Raw genomic sequence first — 18,452 nt, 5'->3', positions numbered from 1 at the left:
AGGACCCGACCATGGCCCACTACCGCAAACTCTGGTGGACGCTGATCGCCGTTCTGGCGGTCACGTTCGCGCTGCTCGGCTACTTCGGTACCGAGGTCTACCGCAAGGCGCCGCCGATCCCGGATCGGGTGGTGACCGAGGACGGCACCGTACTGATGACCCAGGACGACATTCTCGACGGCCAAACCGCCTGGCAATCCGTGGGCGGCATGCAACTGGGATCAATCTGGGGACACGGCGCCTATCAAGCGCCGGACTGGACCGCCGACTGGCTGCACCGGGAGCTGATCCACTGGCTGGAGCTGGCCGCCCGGGAACGTTACGGCCAGTCCTATGACGCCCTGGACAGCGAACATCAGGCGATGCTGCAACGAGCGTTGCGCGATGCCTACCGCACCAACACCTTCCAGCAAAGTGACGGTACCCTGACGGTCAGCAACCGGCGCGCCGAAGCCATGGCACTGACCGCGGACTATTATTCACGGCTGTTCGGCGACGCGCCGGAACTGCGTGGCACACGGCAAAGCTACGCCATGAAGGAAGGCACTCTGCCCAGTGAAAGCCGCCGGCGGGCGCTCACTCAATTTTTCTTCTGGACCGCCTGGGCGGCGGCCACCGAGCGCCCCGACGGGGAAGCCACCTACACCAACAACTGGCCCCACGAGCCGTTGATCGACAACGTGCCCACCGCCGAGAACATCATCTGGTCCATCGTCAGCGTCATCCTGCTGATCGCCGGTGTTGGTTTCCTGATCCTGGGCTGGGCCTTCCTGCGTCGCCATGATGATGAGCCGCCGGCCCCCGCCCGCGACCCGCTCAGTCTGGTCTCTCTGACGCCATCGCAAAAGGCACTGGGGAAATACCTGTTCCTGGTGGTGGCACTCTTCACCTTCCAGGTGTTCCTCGGGGGAGCGGTGGCGCACTACACCGTGGAAGGGCAGCATTTCTACGGCTTCGAGCTGTCTCAATACTTCCCCTACTCGCTGCTTCGCACCTGGCATATCCAGAGTGCGCTGTTCTGGATCGCCACCGGCTTCCTCGCCGCCGGTCTGTTCCTGGCACCGATCATCAACGGCGGCAAGGATCCGAAGTTCCAGAAGCTCGGCGTCGATGTTCTGTTCTGGGCGCTGGTGGTTGTGGTGGTCGGTTCCTTCGTCGGCAACTACCTCGCCATCGCCCAGATCATGCCGGAGAACCTGAACTTCTGGCTCGGTCATCAGGGCTATGAGTACGTGGATCTGGGCCGTCTGTGGCAGATCGGCAAGTTCACCGGCGTCGCCTTCTGGCTGGTATTGATGCTGCGCGGTATCGGCCCGGCCTTGCGCCAACCCGGCGACAAACATCTGCTGGTGCTGCTCACCGCCTCGGTGACCGCCATCGGTCTGTTCTACGGCGCCGGCTTCTTCTACGGCGAGCGCACTCACCTTTCCATCATGGAGTACTGGCGCTGGTGGATCGTGCATCTGTGGGTGGAAGGCTTCTTCGAAGTATTCGCCACCACCGCCCTGGCCTTCATTTTCTATAACCTGGGGCTGGTATCCCGCACCGTCGCCACCGGCGCCAGCCTGGCCTCCGCGTCCCTGTTCCTGCTCGGCGGCGTGCCCGGCACCTTCCATCACCTGTACTTCGCCGGCACCACCACACCGGTGATGGCGGTGGGGGCAACCTTCAGTGCTCTGGAAGTGGTACCGCTGGTGGTACTCGGCTACGAAGCCTGGGAACACAGCAAGCTGCGCGAGCGGGCCCCCTGGATGGAGCAGATGAAGTGGCCGGTAGCCTGCTTCGTGGCGGTGGCGTTCTGGAACATGCTCGGCGCCGGGGTGTTCGGCTTCATGATCAACCCGCCGATTTCCCTGTACTACATCCAGGGTCTGAACACCACGCCGGTGCATGCTCATGCCGCCCTGTTCGGTGTTTACGGCTTCCTGGCACTGGGCTTCACGCTGCTGGTGTTGCGTTATATCCGCCCGCAACTGCGGTTCAGTGACCGTCTGATGCGCAACGGCTTCTGGCTGCTCAATATTGGTCTGGTGCTGATGATCTCCACCAGTCTGCTGCCGGTGGGCCTGATCCAGTTCCACGCCAGTGTCAGCGAAGGCATGTGGTACGCCCGCAGCGAGGCGTTCATGCAACAAGATCTGCTGCAAACGCTGCGTTGGGTACGCACCTTCGGCGATGTGGTGTTCATCATCGGCGCCCTGGCGGTGGCCTGGCAGGTGGTCTCCGGGGTGCTGTTCGGCTCCCGAGCCCCTGCCCTGGAGCCGGCGGAGTCCAACGCCTGAATCAATGCCTGAGTCGCCGCCGGTCCCCGGGGGGCTACCTCCGGGGATTGCGGTGGCGCCAGGGCTGGGTTAGTCTTCGTCCATTGTTCTGGAGATTCCGATGACCATCGCACGCCCTGACAACGCTTCATTCACCGCCGGTACTCCGGTGGCGATGGCGTGTGGCGGTTATTTTTACGGGTATTGGTTTAGCCGCTCGAGCGCCTGAGCCCACCCGCCCAGGCGCCCGGATCCGGGACGCCTGCCAAACCCCTGAACCCCCGGTTGGCTTCCCAACCGGGGGTTTTTCATTTTCGGGTATAACATTTTTCACGGATTTTTTTACTGAAAACAGGATGGAGAGACGCCATGAACCGCTACTACCGTAACTTCGCGCTGTTTTGCTACTGGCGATTTAGCGGCGCCGGCCTTACCGCCGGCCGCCGCCACGACTCGACACCACCATCGACACCCTTGCGCCGATGATCGGCGCCTGATTGCTCAAGGAAAGGATTATGAACGCCTCCGTCGCCACCCTGGCCGAAACCGGCGAAGCCCAGGACCAGGAAACCCGCCACCAACGTCTGCCCAGCCCTGTCGCCCTGCGTGAGGCGCTGCCCCTGGAAACCGGGTTGCAGACTCGCATCCGCCAGCAACGCCAGGCAGTCCGCGCCATCCTCAACGGCGAGGATGATCGCCTGCTGGTGATCACCGGCCCCTGCTCCCTGCACGATCCCGAATCCGCTCTCGAATACGGCCAGCGGCTGGCCGGCCTCGCCGAGCAGGTGAGCGATTCATTGCTGCTGGTCATGCGCGCTTACGTGGAGAAGCCACGCACCACGGTGGGATGGAAAGGGTTGCTCTATGATCCGCATCTGGATGGCCGCCACGACCTGGCCACGGGGCTGCGTCTGTCCCGGGAGCTGCTGCGCGACCTGGCGTGGCTCGGTCTGCCACTGGCCACGGAGTTGTTGAACCCGCTGGCCGCCTCCTACCTGAGCGATCTGCTGGCCTGGGCGGCGATCGGCGCGCGCACCACCGAATCACAGATCCACCGGGAAATGGTCAGCGGCCTGCCGCTGCCGGTGGGCTTCAAGAACGGTACCGACGGCAGCGTCACCGTGGCCCGCGACGCCATGGGCGCCGCCGCCCACGGCCACACCCACCTGGGGCTGGACGATCACGGCCATCCGGCCCTGGTGCAAACACCGGGCAATGCCGATACGCACCTGGTGCTGCGCGGCGGCCATCAGGGCCCCAACTACCAGGAAGAACAGGTACTGGCCGCCCGTAACGCCCTTGAAAGCGCCGGCCTCAATCCACGCCTGGTGGTCGATTGCAGCCATGCCAACAGCGGCAAGGACCCGGCCCGCCAGCCGCTGGTGCTGGAAGAGGTGCTGCGCCAGCGGCGCCAGGGTGACAGCACGGTGGTCGGGGTGATGCTGGAAAGCCACCTCAACGGCGGCAACCAACCCCTTTCCGAATCGCTACGCTACGGCGTTTCCGTTACCGATGCGTGCCTGAGCTGGGCGGACACCGAGGCGCGGCTGCTCCAGCTCGCCCGGGGGTGACGCCGGGCCGTCGGACGTCAGGGTGAAGGACGCCACCGCCGCCATCAGCTCATCCGCCTGGCGGCGCAGATGGTCCGCGTGGTCAGCGGCGCGGGCCACCACCGAAACGTTCTGCTGGGTGACCTGATCCATCTGCGCCACCGCTTCGCCGATCTGCTCGATCCCCCGAGCCTGTTCAGTGGAAGCCACGGCCACGTCATCCATGATGGTGGTGACCCGCGTCACCGCCTCGACAATGTGCTCCATGGTGCCTCCCGCTTTGCCCACCAGAGCCACACCGTCGTCCACTTCCACTAGGGCTTGCTCCATACGGGTTTCGATGTCCTTGGCCAGAGTGGCGCTGCGCCGCGCCAGATCCCGCACCTCCTTGGCCACCACCGCGAAACCGCTGCCCTCTTCCCCGGCCCGGGCCGCCTCCACCGAGGCGTTAAGCGCCAGAATACTGGTCTGCAAGGCAATCCCCTGGATCGCGCTGGTGGTTTCAGCGATCTGCCCGGCGGCGGCGCGCAAACGCTCCATGCGATTCACCGCCGCGCCCATCACCTCGCTACCCTCCGAAGCCACCCGGTGCGCATCGCGGACCAGGCCATGCCCCTGGCGGGCGTGGTCCTCATTGCGCCGCACCGTGGCGGTAAGCTGTTCCATGCTGGAGGCGGTCTCTTCCAATGACGTGGCCAGTTGCTCGAAGCGGGAGGACAGATTGCCGGTGCCGTTGGCAATACCGGCGCTGCCCCGGTGCAGCGTCTCGCAACTTTTGCGCACCCGCTCCACGATATTGGCCAATCCCGATTGCAACGCGCTCAGGCCGGAGTACAACTGGCCGATTTCGTTACCGCCACGACGTTCCAGACGGGCGGACAAATCCCCTTCGGCAATGCGCTCGAAATGCGTCAATAAACGCTGCAGCGGCCGGATCACGTTCACTGTCACGCCCCAGCGCACCAGCAAAACCAGCAGCAGCGCCGCCGCCACGGTCACCGCCAACACCGCCACGCCCTGTCGCACCAGTCCTTCGAAACCTTCGGTGAGACGCCGGGCGCTCTCCTCCGAAGCTTCCAGAAAAGCGTCCGCGCCAGTGGCGAAAGCGTAATTCATGTCGCTGACCCGACCGCGACCGGAGCGATAACTGGCGAAATCCCCTTCCTTGAGCACCGTCAATTGCAGACTCAGGCCAACATTGAGCAACGCGTACAACTGCTCCGACAACGCATCGATGGCCTCCTGCTGTTGCGGTTGCGGGGGGATTTCCAAAAAGCGCTGGAACGCCTGACGAGCGTCCTTCATCAAGGACTCGGCCTCGTCGATCACCGGCTCCGGTTCATCGAAGGACGGCACCCGGATCAGTTCTGCTGCCCGATCCATGGCCACCTGGGCCTGTAGCAGATCAATGTAGGTGCGGTTCAGGGCGCTGGTCTGGCGGACGTGAATCTGCTCCAGGGTACCGAATGCCTGGCGGCTGAAATGGGAGGCGTACAGGCTCACCCCACCAAGCACCAGAATCATCACGCTGAAGCCAAGCAGCACCCAGTCCCAGCTGCGCTTCACCGTCATGTCATCGAGCCATTTCATTCTTTCCCCTTACTCAAAATCCAGGAAGAAGGAAGGATAGAGACTCAATGTGACGGAACGGTAACCGTTGAACCCGATCTCAGCCCTTTTCTGTATGGAGAGGACCGCTGGCACAGAAGGGGCTACGAAGCAGAGCGGCGTAACGCCGCTCTGCTGCCCATAATGGAGGGCACCGCCTCTTCTCTACTGGCAGGCCCCTGCGTTGGTGTAGCTGTCATCCACCACGGTATCAATCCACTGCCGCAGCAAGGCCACCGCCTCGTCGTCGGCCACACTGCGCGCGATCGGCGGCATCATCCGTTGCGGATCGTGTTCCGCTTCCATCCGGCAGGTGACGATGGAGGCCTCGCTGTTACCGGGCACCACGACATGCTGCCGGCCGCAGGAGCCGCCGCCGGTGGCGGTGGGTTTCTTGCAAATACCGTAGCCGGCATCCACGTCGCGGAAGTGGTCCAGGTAATAGCCGGTGTTGGAAGCGGCACCCTTGTCGTTGTGGCAGTGCTGGCAATTGACTTCCATATAGGCCCGCAGCCGCTGCTCGATATCCGCCGGGGAATGGGCTGCTTCGCCGCCGTCGCCGGCCACGTTCCAATGCGGCAAACGAGGCACGTTGGTGGCCACGCCACGGCTATCGATCTGCAATTGCGGCGCGCCGGCCAGCAGGCCCTGCTCCACCCAGTACTGCAATTGATTCACGCGCGGGAAGCCGCCTTGTCCCTGCTCCCCCATGAAGGTGCTTTCCGGCCGGTAGGCCAGATTCAGGTTACGCGGCTTGGGACCGATGGGCGGACTGCCGGTGGCCTGATCGTCATTGCCATGGCAGGTGATGCACTGGTTGGCATTGGGAATGTTGTAGCGCTCGGTGTCGCCACTGATCACCGCGCCACTGTCCACGTCACGGTAATGCCAGCTCACCGCCCGGGCGCCGCCACCCATGGCCAGCCGGGCCACGCCATCCTCATCCCAGATGTACGGCAAGCCGGCCCAGTAAGCATTGCCACTGCTGTTTTCCCGTTTGATCAGCAGGCGGGTCTCCACCAGTTGCTCGGTGCCCTGCTCCTCGTCGGTGAAGGCGAAGGTTTTCGCCAATACCGTCCCCAACGGGAACTCAATGGCGCCGTTCGAGTTGGCGCCGTCCCGACCGTCCTGATACACCGCCTGTTCTCCGGGCGGAATAAAGGCCACCCGGTACTTGGTGGCGTAGTCGGAAAACAGCTTGGTGTTAAGGACAAAGGGCACGCCCCCTTCATGGGGCAGGCTGCGCGGATCCGCCGGATCGGCGAACAGGTTGTATTGATCCAGACGCGGACAGTCCACCGCCAGAGCCGGACGATTGATGGCGTTCTGGGCGGTTTCCGCTTCGCACAGGAATTTCACGTATTCCTCGGACACCGCCGGATCGTGCTCGCCGCTGGGTTCGAACGGCGGAATCGTCACCCTCGGCAGCGGCGCCAGCAGCTTGCCGAAACGGGCCTGGCAGTCGTGATCCTTCAGCTTGCGATCGCTGGGCAGATTCAACAGGCCCTGGATGACCTCCAGCAGCTCAGCGGGATCAAGGAGAGACAGATCCTGCTCGGCCAGAGCCATCACCACTTCGAGCCCATCGGTACCGTGGAAATTCAGATACGGCACGCTGTCTTCATCGAATTGGTTGTCATGAATGCACGAGCCCCACTGCGGCAGTTTTCGCTGCCCCTGATCGTCGAACTTATAGGCGTTGTAGTGGCAGGACGGATTGGGATGCTGGTTGGTGTGGATCGGTTTACCGTTTGCATCGGCGGGCACCGGATCACCGTTGGCGTCCACCGGATAGGGGCAGTCCGCGTCCAGGTCATCGAGTAAACCATCCCAGATGATGTGCGCGCCGCGGCCGAGATTAAACAGATTGTCCAGACTGCCGAGCAACTCGGAAGGATCATTGATGGTGGGCAGATTTTTCAGGCCGATCATCATCGGCAGCAAAGTCTGGATGTCACCGTTCGCGGCCGCCTCCAGATCCGGCGGTGGCAGGCTGTAACCGGAGTTACGGATAACATTGTCGTGGATGTGCAGCCCTTCGGTATAAGGATCCAGCTTCTTGTCGGCGGTTTGCCCTGGACCGTCGATCAGTTCATAGCTGATGTAGAGGATGGCGGCGGTGCTGTGATCCTCGAAGAGGTTGTCGTAAACCTCGATATTGTCGTAGCCCAGGGTGATGAACCCCACCCCACGCGGCACCATGGATACCAGGCCGCTGTGGGCGAAGTTGTAGGTGTTGTTGTTGCGGGCCACGTTGTTGACCATCACCGAGGTGTCGCCGTAGCGGGTGATGTTCTCCAGATCGTAGATGAGGAAGCCACCGGTGTTGCATTCGGCGATATTGTTGTCGTATTCACCGCCGCGCACGTTCTCGATCTCGAACCCCATGACGTTATAGGCGGCGCGACTGTTACGAATAATGGTGGTGTCGGTCTGTCCCACGTAGATGCCGGCATCGGAGGCGCCAATGGATTCCGAGTCCTCCACCAGGATGTATTCCGACTCCACCGGGTAAATGCCATAACGGCCGCTGCTGGAACTGGGCACATAATCCGGCGCCGGGTCGCCCTCGTTGAGTGGCGGCGCGGTGCAGGCCACCTGCAGGCGCCCACTATAATTGGCCGCGGTGATGGGTTCGCCGCCGCCGGACCAGATCGCGCGCACTTTGCTCAGGGTGCCCCATTTCACGCCCTTGAGTTTAAAGGCGTCACCGGGGGAGTCGAGAATAGTCAGATCCTTCACCGTGATGCCGCGCACATTGAGTGCTTCCAGGCCGGTGACGTTGACGCTGTCGCGGAATGACAGCACGGTTTTATCCTTGCCGCAGCCCTGGATGGTGACGTCTTCCGTGGCCTGAATCAGCAGCCCCTGATCCAGCTCGAAGAAACCACATTCGAATTGCAGCACGTCCTTCGGCTTCAGCTGAATCATGGCGTCCACCATACTCTGGGTGGCGTCCTCGCCCGGCGCTACCGTGAACACCCGGCCCTGGCCTTCCGGATCCGGCACTTCACCTCCCGGGTTCTCGCCACCAGGATTATCGCCACCAGAGTCCGAGCCGCCCGAACCACCGCAGCCCGCCAGCACGCCCAACAGCAAACACAAGGACAGCCAACCGATTCCTCGCTCGCACATAAGCAGATCCCCTGAATATTGTTGTTCTGGATCCTTACCCCTCATTTTCATGTGGGTATCTGGTACGGTTGTACTACGTCAGCCGGCGCAGGAATGTAGCGATATTGTCAACGGGGGTTAAAGTGCTCCGGGGGGCTGGGTGGAAAAGGGCTGTACCGGCCGCCAGTTGCCCTGGCCATCCAGGGTTTGCCGATACTCGAAACCGGACAAAATGCGCTCCGGCGGGTGGCTTGAAAACTCTTCGAACACCAGCCCGCGCCAGCCGCCACGCTCCACTCGAACGCTGTAGAGATAGTGGCCGCGCACCGGATCACCGGCACGGCCCCGGCCATGGGCGGAGAGCACCAGCCAATGCACCTGCGGAATCGCCGCCAGCGCTTCACCGATCAAGCGCACCCCGGTGGCATGAGCGTGCTCGCGGTGCAGGCACCGCCGGGCACCGTCGGACAGCCAGGTCACCAATACCCCGGCGCCACGCGGGTGCGGACGCAGTTTGGTATAGGGGAACAGCGCCGGATCCGGCACATCCACTTCCAGGGTCAGGCCGCGCAGATCATCGCTGAGTTGGAACGCCACCTGAGTCACCCGCGGCCAGGGCACCATGGACAACCGATGGGCCAGCACGCCTTCCAGGGCCTGGCGCTGCCCCTGCCGGGCCGCCTGATACAGCCGCCTGAGCCGCTCGAACTGGCCAGCGTGTCGATGCAGGCGCTGCAACCAGGCCAGCCGCACCTGCTGTTGCTGTTCCTGCCACTGCCGCCGCCGACTTGCCAGACAAGCCCGCCGGCGCGCCGACCAAAGCGCCAGGAACCGCTCCCAGAGCCCGGCCCGGAACGGCAACATGGCCGGCTCCGGTTCCTCCGCCGCCATTGGAGAAAGCAGCGGCTGCTCCCCGGGGGCGGGAGTGCAATGGTGCAAGGTCACCAACCCTTCCAGTCGTTGCTGGTGCTGCTGGATCTGCTCATCCACCGACTGACGAACCCCGTCCGGATCCACCCGTAACAACAGCATTAACGCCTGGGGGTCCAGCGGACGTTGCTCCCGGTCCAGCACCTGGATGTTGCCGGTATGCTCGTTGACCAGCAGCGCCGCCACCCGCGACAAGACCTCCAGTTCGCCATGGCGGAGACCCCGCCGCACCAGGGAACGCCGGCTCAGCACGGACTTGAGGCGATGGCCATAGCCCCGGTCGGGCACCAGCAAGCCGCCTTCGCCATGCAGGCCAAGACGGTGGGCAACCCGTTCCGTGGTCTCCGGTGATTCCGGCAGTCCGCTCCAGGCATAGGGGGACGGCGGCCCGAAACCGGGTTCCAGGACTAGGGTGTGGCGCAAACGCTGGGCCATGGCATTACCTCTGGGCGACGATGGACATGGCCGGCGCCATGTCACAACCACGAAAGGTCATGCCCACCCGAATGCACCTTTGCACTGAAGGACCCTCCACCGCAGGTGGATGGCACGAAGATTCCCCCCGATGACCGGTCATCGATGGTATCGATGCCCCCAAAGCGAAGATCCCCATCTCGCTCACCCTCTATCCTTCCCCAACGGATAGTTACCCCGGCGACGCGTCCCAAAGGCGGCGCGGACATTCCTTTCTTTATTCGATCTCAGAGCCTACTCAGGGTCTCGATTCTTCTTCCTGGCCCGGAAGCGCGGTGAACCGATTCACGATGGTCTGGATTCGTGACCTGTTCCAGCGCCCTGCCGGGCAAGGAGACCATAATATGTATTCAGTGTGGTCATACCAACACTGACTACATGAACACGTCGTTTTTTGGAGCCCATGGGAAATGTCCCGTTCCCCCCGCAAGAGTGCCGGCGACTGGCCGTTACGCTGGGATTTGCTGCTGCGTTACCGTTTGATCGAGATCATCGCCCTCTGGGAGGGCCGCCTCACCACCAATCACCTCATGCGCGCCTTCGGCATTGGCCGCCAGCAGGCCAGCAAGGACATCAACCTGTACCTGAAGCAGTATGCACCGGGCAATCTGGTCTACGACCGCTCCCTCAAGGGCTACCGGCCCGGCCCCGGATTCACCCCGCGCTTTACCCTGGGAGCCGCCGACGAGTACCTGCAAATGGTCCGGACCCGCGAGGATCTGGCCGGCTCCTTCGAGCAATTGGCGGTCAGGGAACTGAATATCGAGATGCTGCCGGTGCCGAACCGGGGGCTCCGCCCGGAAGTGCTGCGGCCGCTGATCCAGGCCTGCCGGGAGCGGCGGCGGCTGGAAATCGAATACGTCTCGCTGGCTCACCCCGAGCCGGAGCCCCGGGTAATCCACCCTCATACCGTGGTGTTCTCGGGCTATCGCTGGCACGTTCGTGGCTGGTGTGAGAAAAACCGGGAGTATCGCGATTTCGTATTGAGCCGCATCGGCGACGGCGCCCGTCTGCTCACCCCGGCCAGCCGGGACGCACGGCAGGACCGCCCCTGGCAGACGGTCATCACCCTGCGGCTGGCACCGGACCCTCGCCTGGACGCCAGGCAGCAAGCGCTGATCGCCGCCGATTACGGCATGGAGGATGGTGAACTGGCCCTGCCCACCCGGGCGGCGCTGGTCGGCTACCTGCTACAGTGGCTGCGGTTGGAGCAAACGCCCAACCGCCCGCCGGAGGCACAACAAATCGTACTTATGAATCGGGACGAATGCCGGCCCTGGCTGATCGGCGACAACTGAACGGTAGCGACCATGCTGAACAGAGCAAACCTGGAGCAACATTACCGGCTGGAGCCGCCGGCCTCCCCGGAAGCCCTTGCCGGGGCCGAAGCCGGACTGGGCCGGCCGCTGCATCCGGACTATGCAGCCTTTCTCCGGCTCAGCGATGGCCTGTACACCGGAGGCAACCTGGTGCTGCTGGACGCGGACAGCATCGCGGAACGCAATCGCGATTATGAGGTGGCGGAGTATCTGCCGGGCTACCTGATGATCGGAGACGACAGCGGCGGCATGGCGCTGCTGCTGCGCGACCAGGAGTCTGCCGTGTTTGAAGTGGACATGGGCGTGATGATGGCCTCGGAGCTGAGAGTCAGCGCGGACTCACTGGCGCAGTTGCTGATCCGGTTCCAGGGCCGGACGTTGGGTGAACGCCAGGCTTAAACCATTAGCGTGATTTGGGAGAGGCCTCTTGTCTGATTATGACTTGTCCTTGGTACTGGAGCCGGTCCGGCTCCCCTTTTCGGAGCGGCTGTTCTCCGCCGCCCACCGGGAAGCCCTGCCCGACGGCACGGAGGTCCTCACCGATCTGGACCGGGCCATGCTGCTGGAGAACTCGCAGGAGTTACCGCCGGAGTACCGTATCTGGCAGGACGTGCAGGCCAATGCGGTTTCCCCTTTCTATTGCACCGACGCCTACGCCGCCATCAGCCCGGATATTGAGGAAGCCGTCGCCCCATTCTGGGAACACTGGGAGCCGATCCGGATGACGCTGGTCAAACGCCGTCTCAGGAAAACCCAGACCGAGTTCGAAAACTTCGTCACCACCCTGCTCTACGACGCCGTGGAACAACTCAAGCAGGTGTCGGCGGCACGGCATTGCCTGGGCCCGGACGGCGAACCGGTGCTTGAAGCGCTGTTCCAGGTCTACCATGCTGGCTTTTACCCCTGCGGCTGGCACCGGGACAACAACATCGTCTGCTTCGACCCTTCTGTTCTGGAGGGCCACCGGGTCGGATGCCTGCTCGACTACCCGCTAGCACGCTAGCACGCCATTCGCTGCTAAATAGAATTTCCCGTAGACCTGTCTACGAAGCCGCTGTGGGAGCTTGAGAAATCAGGGGGGCGAGAGAGTCAGCGTCGAGAGGGCGGGATTGATTCGCCGGCGTGCCGGCTCACCCCTCCGGGGCGTCGCTTTGCGACGTCCTGCGCCGCGCAAGCGCGGCTTGTCGAACCGGTGGGTTCTCAGCCCTGCCCGTCACCGATACAAACAAAAACGCCCCGCGGAGCGGGGCGCTTAGGAGAATGGTGGCACGAGAGTCAGGTGCCGAGGGCGGGATGGATTCGCCGGCGTGCCGGCTCACCCCTTCGGGGCGTCGCTTTGCGACGTCCTGCGCCGCGCAAGCGCGGCTTGTCGAACCGGCGGGTTCTCAGCCCTGCCCGTCACCGATACAAACAAAAACGCCCCGCGGAGCGGGGCGCTTTTGTTTGTATGGCGGAGAGGGCGGGATTCGAACCCGCGATACGGTAACCCGTATGGTTCCTTAGCAGGGAACTGGTTTCAGCCACTCACCCACCTCTCCGGAACACGGTCGATCGCTTTGTTCTCACGGCGACTCGTGACATCGCCGCGCATCATACCAGTTTGGACAGAAAATACAGCTCAAAAATCAGGCAGACTCGCCATCAGAGCCTTTTTCGTGCTGGATACGCTGATAAATTTCCTCACGGTGCACCGCCACCTCTTTGGGCGCGTTAACACCAATACGTACCTGGTTACCTTTTACACCCAGAACGGTGACGGTGACATCGTCGCCGACCATGAGCGTCTCGCCGACGCGGCGGGTCAGAATAAGCATGGGAGTTCCCTCCTCGAATCCATATGTTGTTCAGTGAGCGCGGTTTTGCACACTGGATACGAGCCACCCGTCATCCTTGAGCGTTCCACTATCGGGAAGCCGGTACCCGCCCCGTGTGCGAGGCGGGTAGTATGCCGCATGCCAATAAGAATGTCTCGTCAGGCGGCGGGCTGATCCAGCTCGAAGGCCTGGTGCAGTGCGCGAACCGCCAGCTCCAGGTACTTTTCGGCCACCACCACGGAAATCTTGATTTCCGAGGTGGAGATCATAGTGATATTAACCCCTTCCTGGGCCAGGGTTTCAAACATCTTGCTGGCCACGCCAGCGTGGGAGCGCATGCCCACACCCACCAGAGAGATCTTGGCGATTTTGTCATCACCGATGATCTCCGGGCTGCCCAGCTCCGAGGCCGATTTCTGCAGCGCGTCCTTGGCCTTGTTGAAGTCGTTGCGGTGCACGGTGAAGGTGAAGTCGGTGGCGCCGTCGGCCCCCACGTTCTGCACGATCATGTCCACTTCGATATTGGCGTCGCTTACCGGGCCGAGGATCTTGGCGGCGATACCCGGGGTGTCGGGGGCACCACGCACGGTGATCTTGGCTTCATCACGGGTAAAAGCAATGCCAGAAATTACCGGCTTTTCCATATCCACCTCGTCGTCGACGGTAATGAGGGTGCCCGGACCCTCCTGAAAACTGGACAGTACACGCAGCGGCACATTGTATTTGCCGGCGAACTCCACCGAACGGATCTGCAGCACCTTGGAGCCGAGGCTGGCCATTTCCAGCATTTCCTCGAAGGTGATCTTGTCCAGGCGGCGGGCGCTGTCCACCACCCGGGGGTCCGTGGTGTAAACCCCGTCCACGTCGGTATAGATCTGACACTCGTCGGCCTTCAGGGCAGCCGCCAGGGCCACCGCCGTGGTGTCGGAACCACCCCGGCCAAGGGTGGTGATGTGGCCGTCGTCGTTGATCCCCTGGAACCCGGCCACCACGACCACGCGCCCGGCCTTCAGGTCGGCGCTCATTTTCTGGTCGTCGATGTCCTCGATACGCGCCTTGGAGTGGCTGCGGTCGGTGCGGATCGGCACCTGCCAACCGGTGTAGGAACGGGCGTCGATGCCACGGCCATGCAGGGCCATGGACAGCAGCGCGATGGTGACCTGCTCACCGGTGGACACCAGCACGTCCATTTCCCGCGGAGACGGGGTGCCGCTGATGCCGTTGGCCAGCTCGATCAAACGGTTGGTTTCGCCGCTCATGGCGGAGACCACCACCACCACCTGATCACCCTGCTGGTGAAAGCGCGCCACCCGTTCGGCGACGGCCTGGATGCGTTCGACGGACCCCACGGAGGTGCCGCCGTATTTCTGAACAATTAGGGCCATAAATGACGTTGTTCCGCAAAAAAGGGCGCGTAAGGGTAACATTTCCGCGCCCGGTTATCATGTGAGGCCGGTTTTCCCCGCCGAAACGCGGCGGGCTCAGGCCTGTTCCGCCACCCAGTCGTAAACGCCGGCCAGCGCTTTCGGCAGCGCCGCCACGTCGTTGCCACCGCCCTGGGCCATGTCCGGCCGGCCGCCACCGCGGCCGTCCAGTTGACCGGCCACCTGGCGCATCAGATCACCGGCCTTGAAGCGGTCGGTGAGGTCCTTGGTGACGCCGGCCACCAGCGCCACTTTGTCACCTTCCACCGCCGCCAGCAGGATCACCGCCGAGCCGAGCTTGTCCTTCACCTTATCCATGGTCACCCGCAGGGTCTTGGCGTCGGCGCCGTCCACCTGGGTGGCCAGCACTTTCACCCCGGCCACCTCGCGGGCGTCGGCGGTCAGATCACCGCCGGCACCGGAAGCCAGTTTCTGCTTCAGGCGTTCCACTTCCTTCTCCAACTCGCGCACACGGCGAGCCTGGGCACCCACCCGCTCGGCGGCCAGTTCCGGGCTGCTCTTGAGAGTGCCGGCAATCTCCGCCAGCGCCGCTTCGTGTTGACGCACCAGCGCCAGGGCCCCTTCCCCGGTGACCGCCTCGATACGGCGCACGCCGGCGGCGGCGGAGGTTTCCAGGGTGATTTTGAACAGGCCAATGTCGCCGGTACGGCTCACGTGGGTGCCGCCGCAAAGCTCCTTGGAGAAGCCATCGCGCCCCATGGTCAGCACCCGCACCTGGTCGTCGTATTTCTCGCCGAACAGGGCCATGGCACCGGCCTCACGGGCGGCGTCGATGTCCATCAACTCCGTGGATACCGCCGTGTTCGCCAGGATCTGACGGTTGACGATGGTCTCGATCTGCTCGCGCTGTTCAGCGCTCAGCGCCTCGCCGTGGGAGAAATCGAAGCGCAGGTAATCCGGCGCCACCAGCGAGCCTTTCTGCTGCACATGCCCGCCCAGCACCTGACGCAGCGCGGCGTGCATCAGGTGAGTGGCGGAGTGGTTGCGCATGATGTTGTTGCGGCGCTCGACGTCCACGCAGGCATCGACCTTGTCCCCTACCTTCAGAGTGCCGGCTTCCAGCGTGCCCAGATGCACATGGGCGGACTGGCGCTTTTTGGTATCCGCCACGGCGAAGCGGCTGTCGCCCTTGACCAGCAGGCCGGTGTCGCCCACCTGACCACCGGATTCGGCGTAAAACGGCGTGCGCGCCAGCACCACCATGCCTTCATCACCGGCATTGAGGCTGTTCACGGCGTTGCCGTCCTTGTAGAGACCGACGATCTCGTCCTGATCCGCCAGCTTCTCGTAACCGGAGAAATCGGTCACCGACTCGATGGTGAGACGGTCGCTGTAATCATTGGCAAAGGCGCCGGTGCCCCGGGCCAGGGCCCGCTGCGCTTCCATTTCCTTTTCGAAGCCGGCCATATCCACGGTCAGGCCGCGCTCGCGGGCCACGTCGGCGGTCAGATCCGGCGGGAAACCATGGGTGTCGTACAGCGCGAACACCACATCGCCGGGCAGTTCGCTGCCTTGCAGGCCGGCAATGGCATTTTCCAGCACCTTCATGCCCGCGTTGAGCGTGCGGGCGAACTGTTCTTCCTCGGTGAGCAGTGCTTTTTTGATGCGTGCCTGCTCGCGCACCAGCTCCGGGTAGGCCTGGCCCATCTGTGCCACCAGCGCTTTCACCAGGGTGGAGAAGAACGGCTTGTCCTGCCCCAGTTTATGGCCGTGGCGCAATGCCCGGCGGATGATGCGGCGCAGCACATAACCGCGCCCCTCGTTGGAGGGAATCACACCATCGCAGATCAGGAAGCTGGCGGAACGGATGTGGTCGGCGATCACCCGCAGAGACTTCTCTTCCAGATTCTGGCAACCGGTGGCTTCGGCGGCGGCTTTCAGCAGGGCCTGGAACAGATCGATTTCATAGTTGGAGTGGACGCCCTGCATCACCGCGGCAATGCGCTCCAGCCCCATGCCGGTGTCCACGCTGGGCTTGGGCAGCGGCTTGAGTTCACCGTCCGGCTGGCGATCGTATTGCATGAACACCAGATTCCAGATCTCGATGTAGCGATCCAGGTCATCGTTCTCGGAGCCCGGCGGGCCACCGGGAACGTCCTCGCCGTGATCGTAGAAGATTTCCGAACAGGGACCGCAAGGACCGGTGTCCCCCATTTGCCAGAAATTGTCCTCGTCCAGGCGGGAGAAGCGCTCGGCGCTGACACCCATTTCCTTGAGCCAGATGTCGGCGGCTTGGTCATCGGAGACATGCACCGTCACCCACAGGCGCTCTTCCGGCAGCCCCAGGGTGCCGGTGAGGAATTCCCAGGCAAAGCGGATCGCCTCGCGCTTGAAGTAGTCGCCGAAGCTGAAATTCCCCAGCATCTCGAAGAAGGTGTGGTGACGGGCGGTGTAGCCCACGTTTTCCAGGTCGTTGTGCTTGCCGCCGGCACGCACGCAGCGTTGCGAGCTGGTGGCACGGGTGTAATCCCGCTTTTCACGGCCCAGGAACACGTCCTTGAACTGGTTCATCCCGGCGTTGGTGAACAGCAGGGTGGGATCGTTCTCCGGCACCAGGGAGGAGGACGGCACGACCGTATGGCCCTGGCTGGCGAAGTAATCAAGAAAGGCCTGGCGAATCTCAGCGCTCTTCATATAAGGAACACGTCATTGCTGGATTGGGGGTGACCGGCAAGTATAGCGTCGTCATCGATCGGTTGCGATGGGTCACGAACACCGATAGGCATGGCCGATCAACCCTTGAGGAAAGCGGCGGAACAGGTCACCAGCACCATGATCAGCAGCAGCCCTTTGAGCCAGCCGCCGGAGACCCGGTGAGCGAAGCCCACCGCCAGACGCACTCCCAATAAAGTGCCCAGCCCCACCACCAGACCCGGCAGCCAGGCCACCTGGCCGCGCCAGACGAACACCACCAGAGCGAGGATGGTAAAGCTGGCGGTCATGGCCAGTTTCAGCGCGTTGGTGCGGCGCAGGTCATAGCGTAACTGGCCGGCCAGCACGGCGATGGCCAGGAACCCGACGCCGGCCTGGGCAAACCCGCCGTAAGCGCCGGTCAGGAACAGGCCCAGCCAGGCGGCGGGGGTACTGGCCAACGCCTTGGGCGTTTCGCCCTCCTCCGGCATCAACGTGGAGGGACGCACCACCATGATCACCGCCATCACCACCAGGGTGGTCAGCAACACCGGTTTGAGAATGGTCGTGGGCAGGAAAGAGGCGGCCACCGCGCCGATCAAGGCACCGCTCAGGGTGGGAATGAGGATGCCGGGCAGGACCTTGAACGGCACCGAACCGTGCCGGTGGAACTGGCGCACACCTTCCACGCACTGAATCAGTACCGCCACCCGCATGGTTCCGTTGGCCAGGGCCGGGCCCATGCCACTGAGCATCAGCAGCGGCAGAATCAACAGGCCGCCACCGCCGGCCAAGGTATTGATAAAGCCGGCGATCACCCCCGAGCCAAGCAGGGCCGCCACCAGCCAGGGGTCGCCAAGATATTCCATGGGGCGGACGTCCAGGGCAGAAAACAGGAGCGGGTATTATGCCTGTTGACGAGGCGGGGCGCTTGCACGCAACAGGCTATTCGCGAGCAAGCTCGCTTCTCACAGAGAGGGGGAACTACGAAGCCGCTGTGCCGCTGTGCCGCTGTGCCGCTGTGGGAGCTTGCCTGCAAGCGAATTGGGGAGGGCACAAGAGCTAAAAAAATTCGCTTGCAGCGGCCCGCCGCCCGGACAAGCTCCTTGTATCTCTCCACGAGTGTTGGTTAGCTACCGGCACTCCCGGGTCGGACCAAAGCCTGGCAAGCTCCTGAGGGCCAAGACCCTGTATTGTAGATCTGGCTCCGCCCCACATTCTCTTAAATCTGAACGGTATCCGGGCTCTCCTCACAGCGGGATGAAGCCGTATAAGCAAGGGAAGACACGAGAGATGGCGTTTATTG

12 protein-coding genes and 1 tRNA gene are annotated in these 18,452 nt (G+C 63.2%); 5 read left to right on the top strand and 8 right to left on the bottom strand.

The features are described 5' to 3' along the window. Nucleotides 1-11: 11 nt before the first annotated feature. Entirely contained in the window at nucleotides 12-2,282 is a 2,271-nt protein-coding gene (locus CRO06_RS18315; RefSeq protein ID WP_097059090.1) for a nitric-oxide reductase large subunit, read from the top strand. Between the two features lie 494 nt (nucleotides 2,283-2,776). After that, on the top strand, nucleotides 2,777-3,832 hold the full coding sequence (locus CRO06_RS18310) for a 3-deoxy-7-phosphoheptulonate synthase (protein ID WP_097059089.1): 1,056 nt from the start codon (nucleotides 2,777-2,779) through the stop codon (nucleotides 3,830-3,832). On the opposite strand, the gene CRO06_RS18305 is transcribed toward CRO06_RS18310, so the two are convergent. The 3 genes from CRO06_RS18305 to CRO06_RS18295 form a co-directional block, all read right to left on the bottom strand. Beyond that, nucleotides 3,749-5,401, bottom strand: a complete 1,653-nt coding sequence (locus tag CRO06_RS18305; RefSeq protein ID WP_022995198.1) for a methyl-accepting chemotaxis protein — start codon at nucleotides 5,399-5,401, stop codon at nucleotides 3,749-3,751. The genes CRO06_RS18310 and CRO06_RS18305 overlap by 84 nt on opposite strands. 183 nt (nucleotides 5,402-5,584) lie before the next feature. Beyond that, nucleotides 5,585-8,554 carry a parallel beta-helix domain-containing protein gene (locus tag CRO06_RS18300; protein WP_097059088.1) on the bottom strand — a complete coding sequence of 990 codons (2,970 nt, stop codon included), beginning with the start codon at nucleotides 8,552-8,554 and terminating at the stop codon, nucleotides 5,585-5,587. Nucleotides 8,555-8,671: 117 nt separating this feature from the next. Further along, nucleotides 8,672-9,898, bottom strand: a complete 1,227-nt coding sequence (locus CRO06_RS18295; RefSeq protein WP_097059087.1) for a hypothetical protein — start codon at nucleotides 9,896-9,898, stop codon at nucleotides 8,672-8,674. 449 nt (nucleotides 9,899-10,347) lie between these two features. On the opposite strand from CRO06_RS18295, the gene CRO06_RS18290 reads away from it, so the two are divergent. From CRO06_RS18290 to CRO06_RS18280, 3 genes are read left to right on the top strand one after another with little or no spacing between them, the layout of a single operon-like run. After that, a complete protein-coding gene (locus tag CRO06_RS18290; protein ID WP_097059086.1) occupies nucleotides 10,348-11,235 on the top strand; it encodes a helix-turn-helix transcriptional regulator in 888 nt (295 codons plus the stop codon). A 12-nt stretch (nucleotides 11,236-11,247) separates the two neighbouring features. Then, on the top strand, nucleotides 11,248-11,655 hold the full coding sequence (locus tag CRO06_RS18285; protein ID WP_051414455.1) for an SMI1/KNR4 family protein: 408 nt from the start codon (nucleotides 11,248-11,250) through the stop codon (nucleotides 11,653-11,655). A 28-nt stretch (nucleotides 11,656-11,683) separates the two neighbouring features. Further along, the gene (locus tag CRO06_RS18280) at nucleotides 11,684-12,259 is read left to right on the top strand and encodes a hypothetical protein (protein ID WP_026949502.1); all 576 of its coding nucleotides are present in this window, start codon (nucleotides 11,684-11,686) and stop codon (nucleotides 12,257-12,259) included. A gap of 445 nt (nucleotides 12,260-12,704) precedes the next feature. Here CRO06_RS18280 and CRO06_RS18275 read toward each other — a convergent pair. The 5 genes from CRO06_RS18275 to CRO06_RS18255 all read right to left on the bottom strand — a co-directional run bounded on the left by CRO06_RS18275 (nucleotide 12,705) and on the right by CRO06_RS18255 (nucleotide 18,015). Beyond that, nucleotides 12,705-12,794, bottom strand: a tRNA-Ser gene (locus CRO06_RS18275). A gap of 87 nt (nucleotides 12,795-12,881) precedes the next feature. Further along, nucleotides 12,882-13,070, bottom strand: a complete 189-nt coding sequence (gene csrA, locus CRO06_RS18270; RefSeq protein ID WP_022995680.1) for a carbon storage regulator CsrA — start codon at nucleotides 13,068-13,070, stop codon at nucleotides 12,882-12,884. Nucleotides 13,071-13,228: 158 nt separating this feature from the next. Beyond that, nucleotides 13,229-14,455 (bottom strand): aspartate kinase, encoded by a 1,227-nt coding sequence (locus tag CRO06_RS18265; protein ID WP_022995679.1) that lies wholly within the window; start codon nucleotides 14,453-14,455, stop codon nucleotides 13,229-13,231. 96 nt (nucleotides 14,456-14,551) lie between these two features. Further along, nucleotides 14,552-17,149, bottom strand: a complete 2,598-nt coding sequence (gene alaS, locus CRO06_RS18260) for an alanine--tRNA ligase (protein ID WP_097059085.1) — start codon at nucleotides 17,147-17,149, stop codon at nucleotides 14,552-14,554. 98 nt (nucleotides 17,150-17,247) lie between these two features. Further along, nucleotides 17,248-18,015, bottom strand: coding sequence for a sulfite exporter TauE/SafE family protein (locus CRO06_RS18255; protein WP_022995677.1), 768 nt, complete (start codon nucleotides 18,013-18,015; stop codon nucleotides 17,248-17,250). Nucleotides 18,016-18,452: the final 437 nt, after the last annotated feature.

Origin of the sequence: Alloalcanivorax xenomutans (assembly GCF_900217905.1) — a bacterium.
GTDB classification, from domain to species: Bacteria; Pseudomonadota; Gammaproteobacteria; order Pseudomonadales; family Alcanivoracaceae; genus Alloalcanivorax; species Alloalcanivorax xenomutans.
This window is presented reverse-complemented; position numbering and strand designations above follow the sequence as displayed.

Bases quoted from the DNA above. Each gene is read 5' to 3' on its own strand.
- CRO06_RS18255 (WP_022995677.1), bottom strand. From the start codon at position 18,015: ATGGAATATCTTGGCGACCCCTGGCTGGTGGCGGCCCTGCTTGGCTCG.
- csrA (WP_022995680.1), bottom strand. From the start codon at position 13,070: ATGCTTATTCTGACCCGCCGCGTCGGCGAGACGCTCATGGTCGGCGAC.
- CRO06_RS18315 (WP_097059090.1), top strand. From the start codon at position 12: ATGGCCCACTACCGCAAACTCTGGTGGACGCTGATCGCCGTTCTGGCG.
- CRO06_RS18295 (WP_097059087.1), bottom strand. From the start codon at position 9,898: ATGGCCCAGCGTTTGCGCCACACCCTAGTCCTGGAACCCGGTTTCGGG.
- CRO06_RS18300 (WP_097059088.1), bottom strand. From the start codon at position 8,554: ATGTGCGAGCGAGGAATCGGTTGGCTGTCCTTGTGTTTGCTGTTGGGC.
- CRO06_RS18290 (WP_097059086.1), top strand. From the start codon at position 10,348: ATGTCCCGTTCCCCCCGCAAGAGTGCCGGCGACTGGCCGTTACGCTGG.
- CRO06_RS18310 (WP_097059089.1), top strand. From the start codon at position 2,777: ATGAACGCCTCCGTCGCCACCCTGGCCGAAACCGGCGAAGCCCAGGAC.
- alaS (WP_097059085.1), bottom strand. From the start codon at position 17,149: ATGAAGAGCGCTGAGATTCGCCAGGCCTTTCTTGATTACTTCGCCAGC.
- CRO06_RS18285 (WP_051414455.1), top strand. From the start codon at position 11,248: ATGCTGAACAGAGCAAACCTGGAGCAACATTACCGGCTGGAGCCGCCG.
- CRO06_RS18265 (WP_022995679.1), bottom strand. From the start codon at position 14,455: ATGGCCCTAATTGTTCAGAAATACGGCGGCACCTCCGTGGGGTCCGTC.
- CRO06_RS18305 (WP_022995198.1), bottom strand. From the start codon at position 5,401: ATGAAATGGCTCGATGACATGACGGTGAAGCGCAGCTGGGACTGGGTG.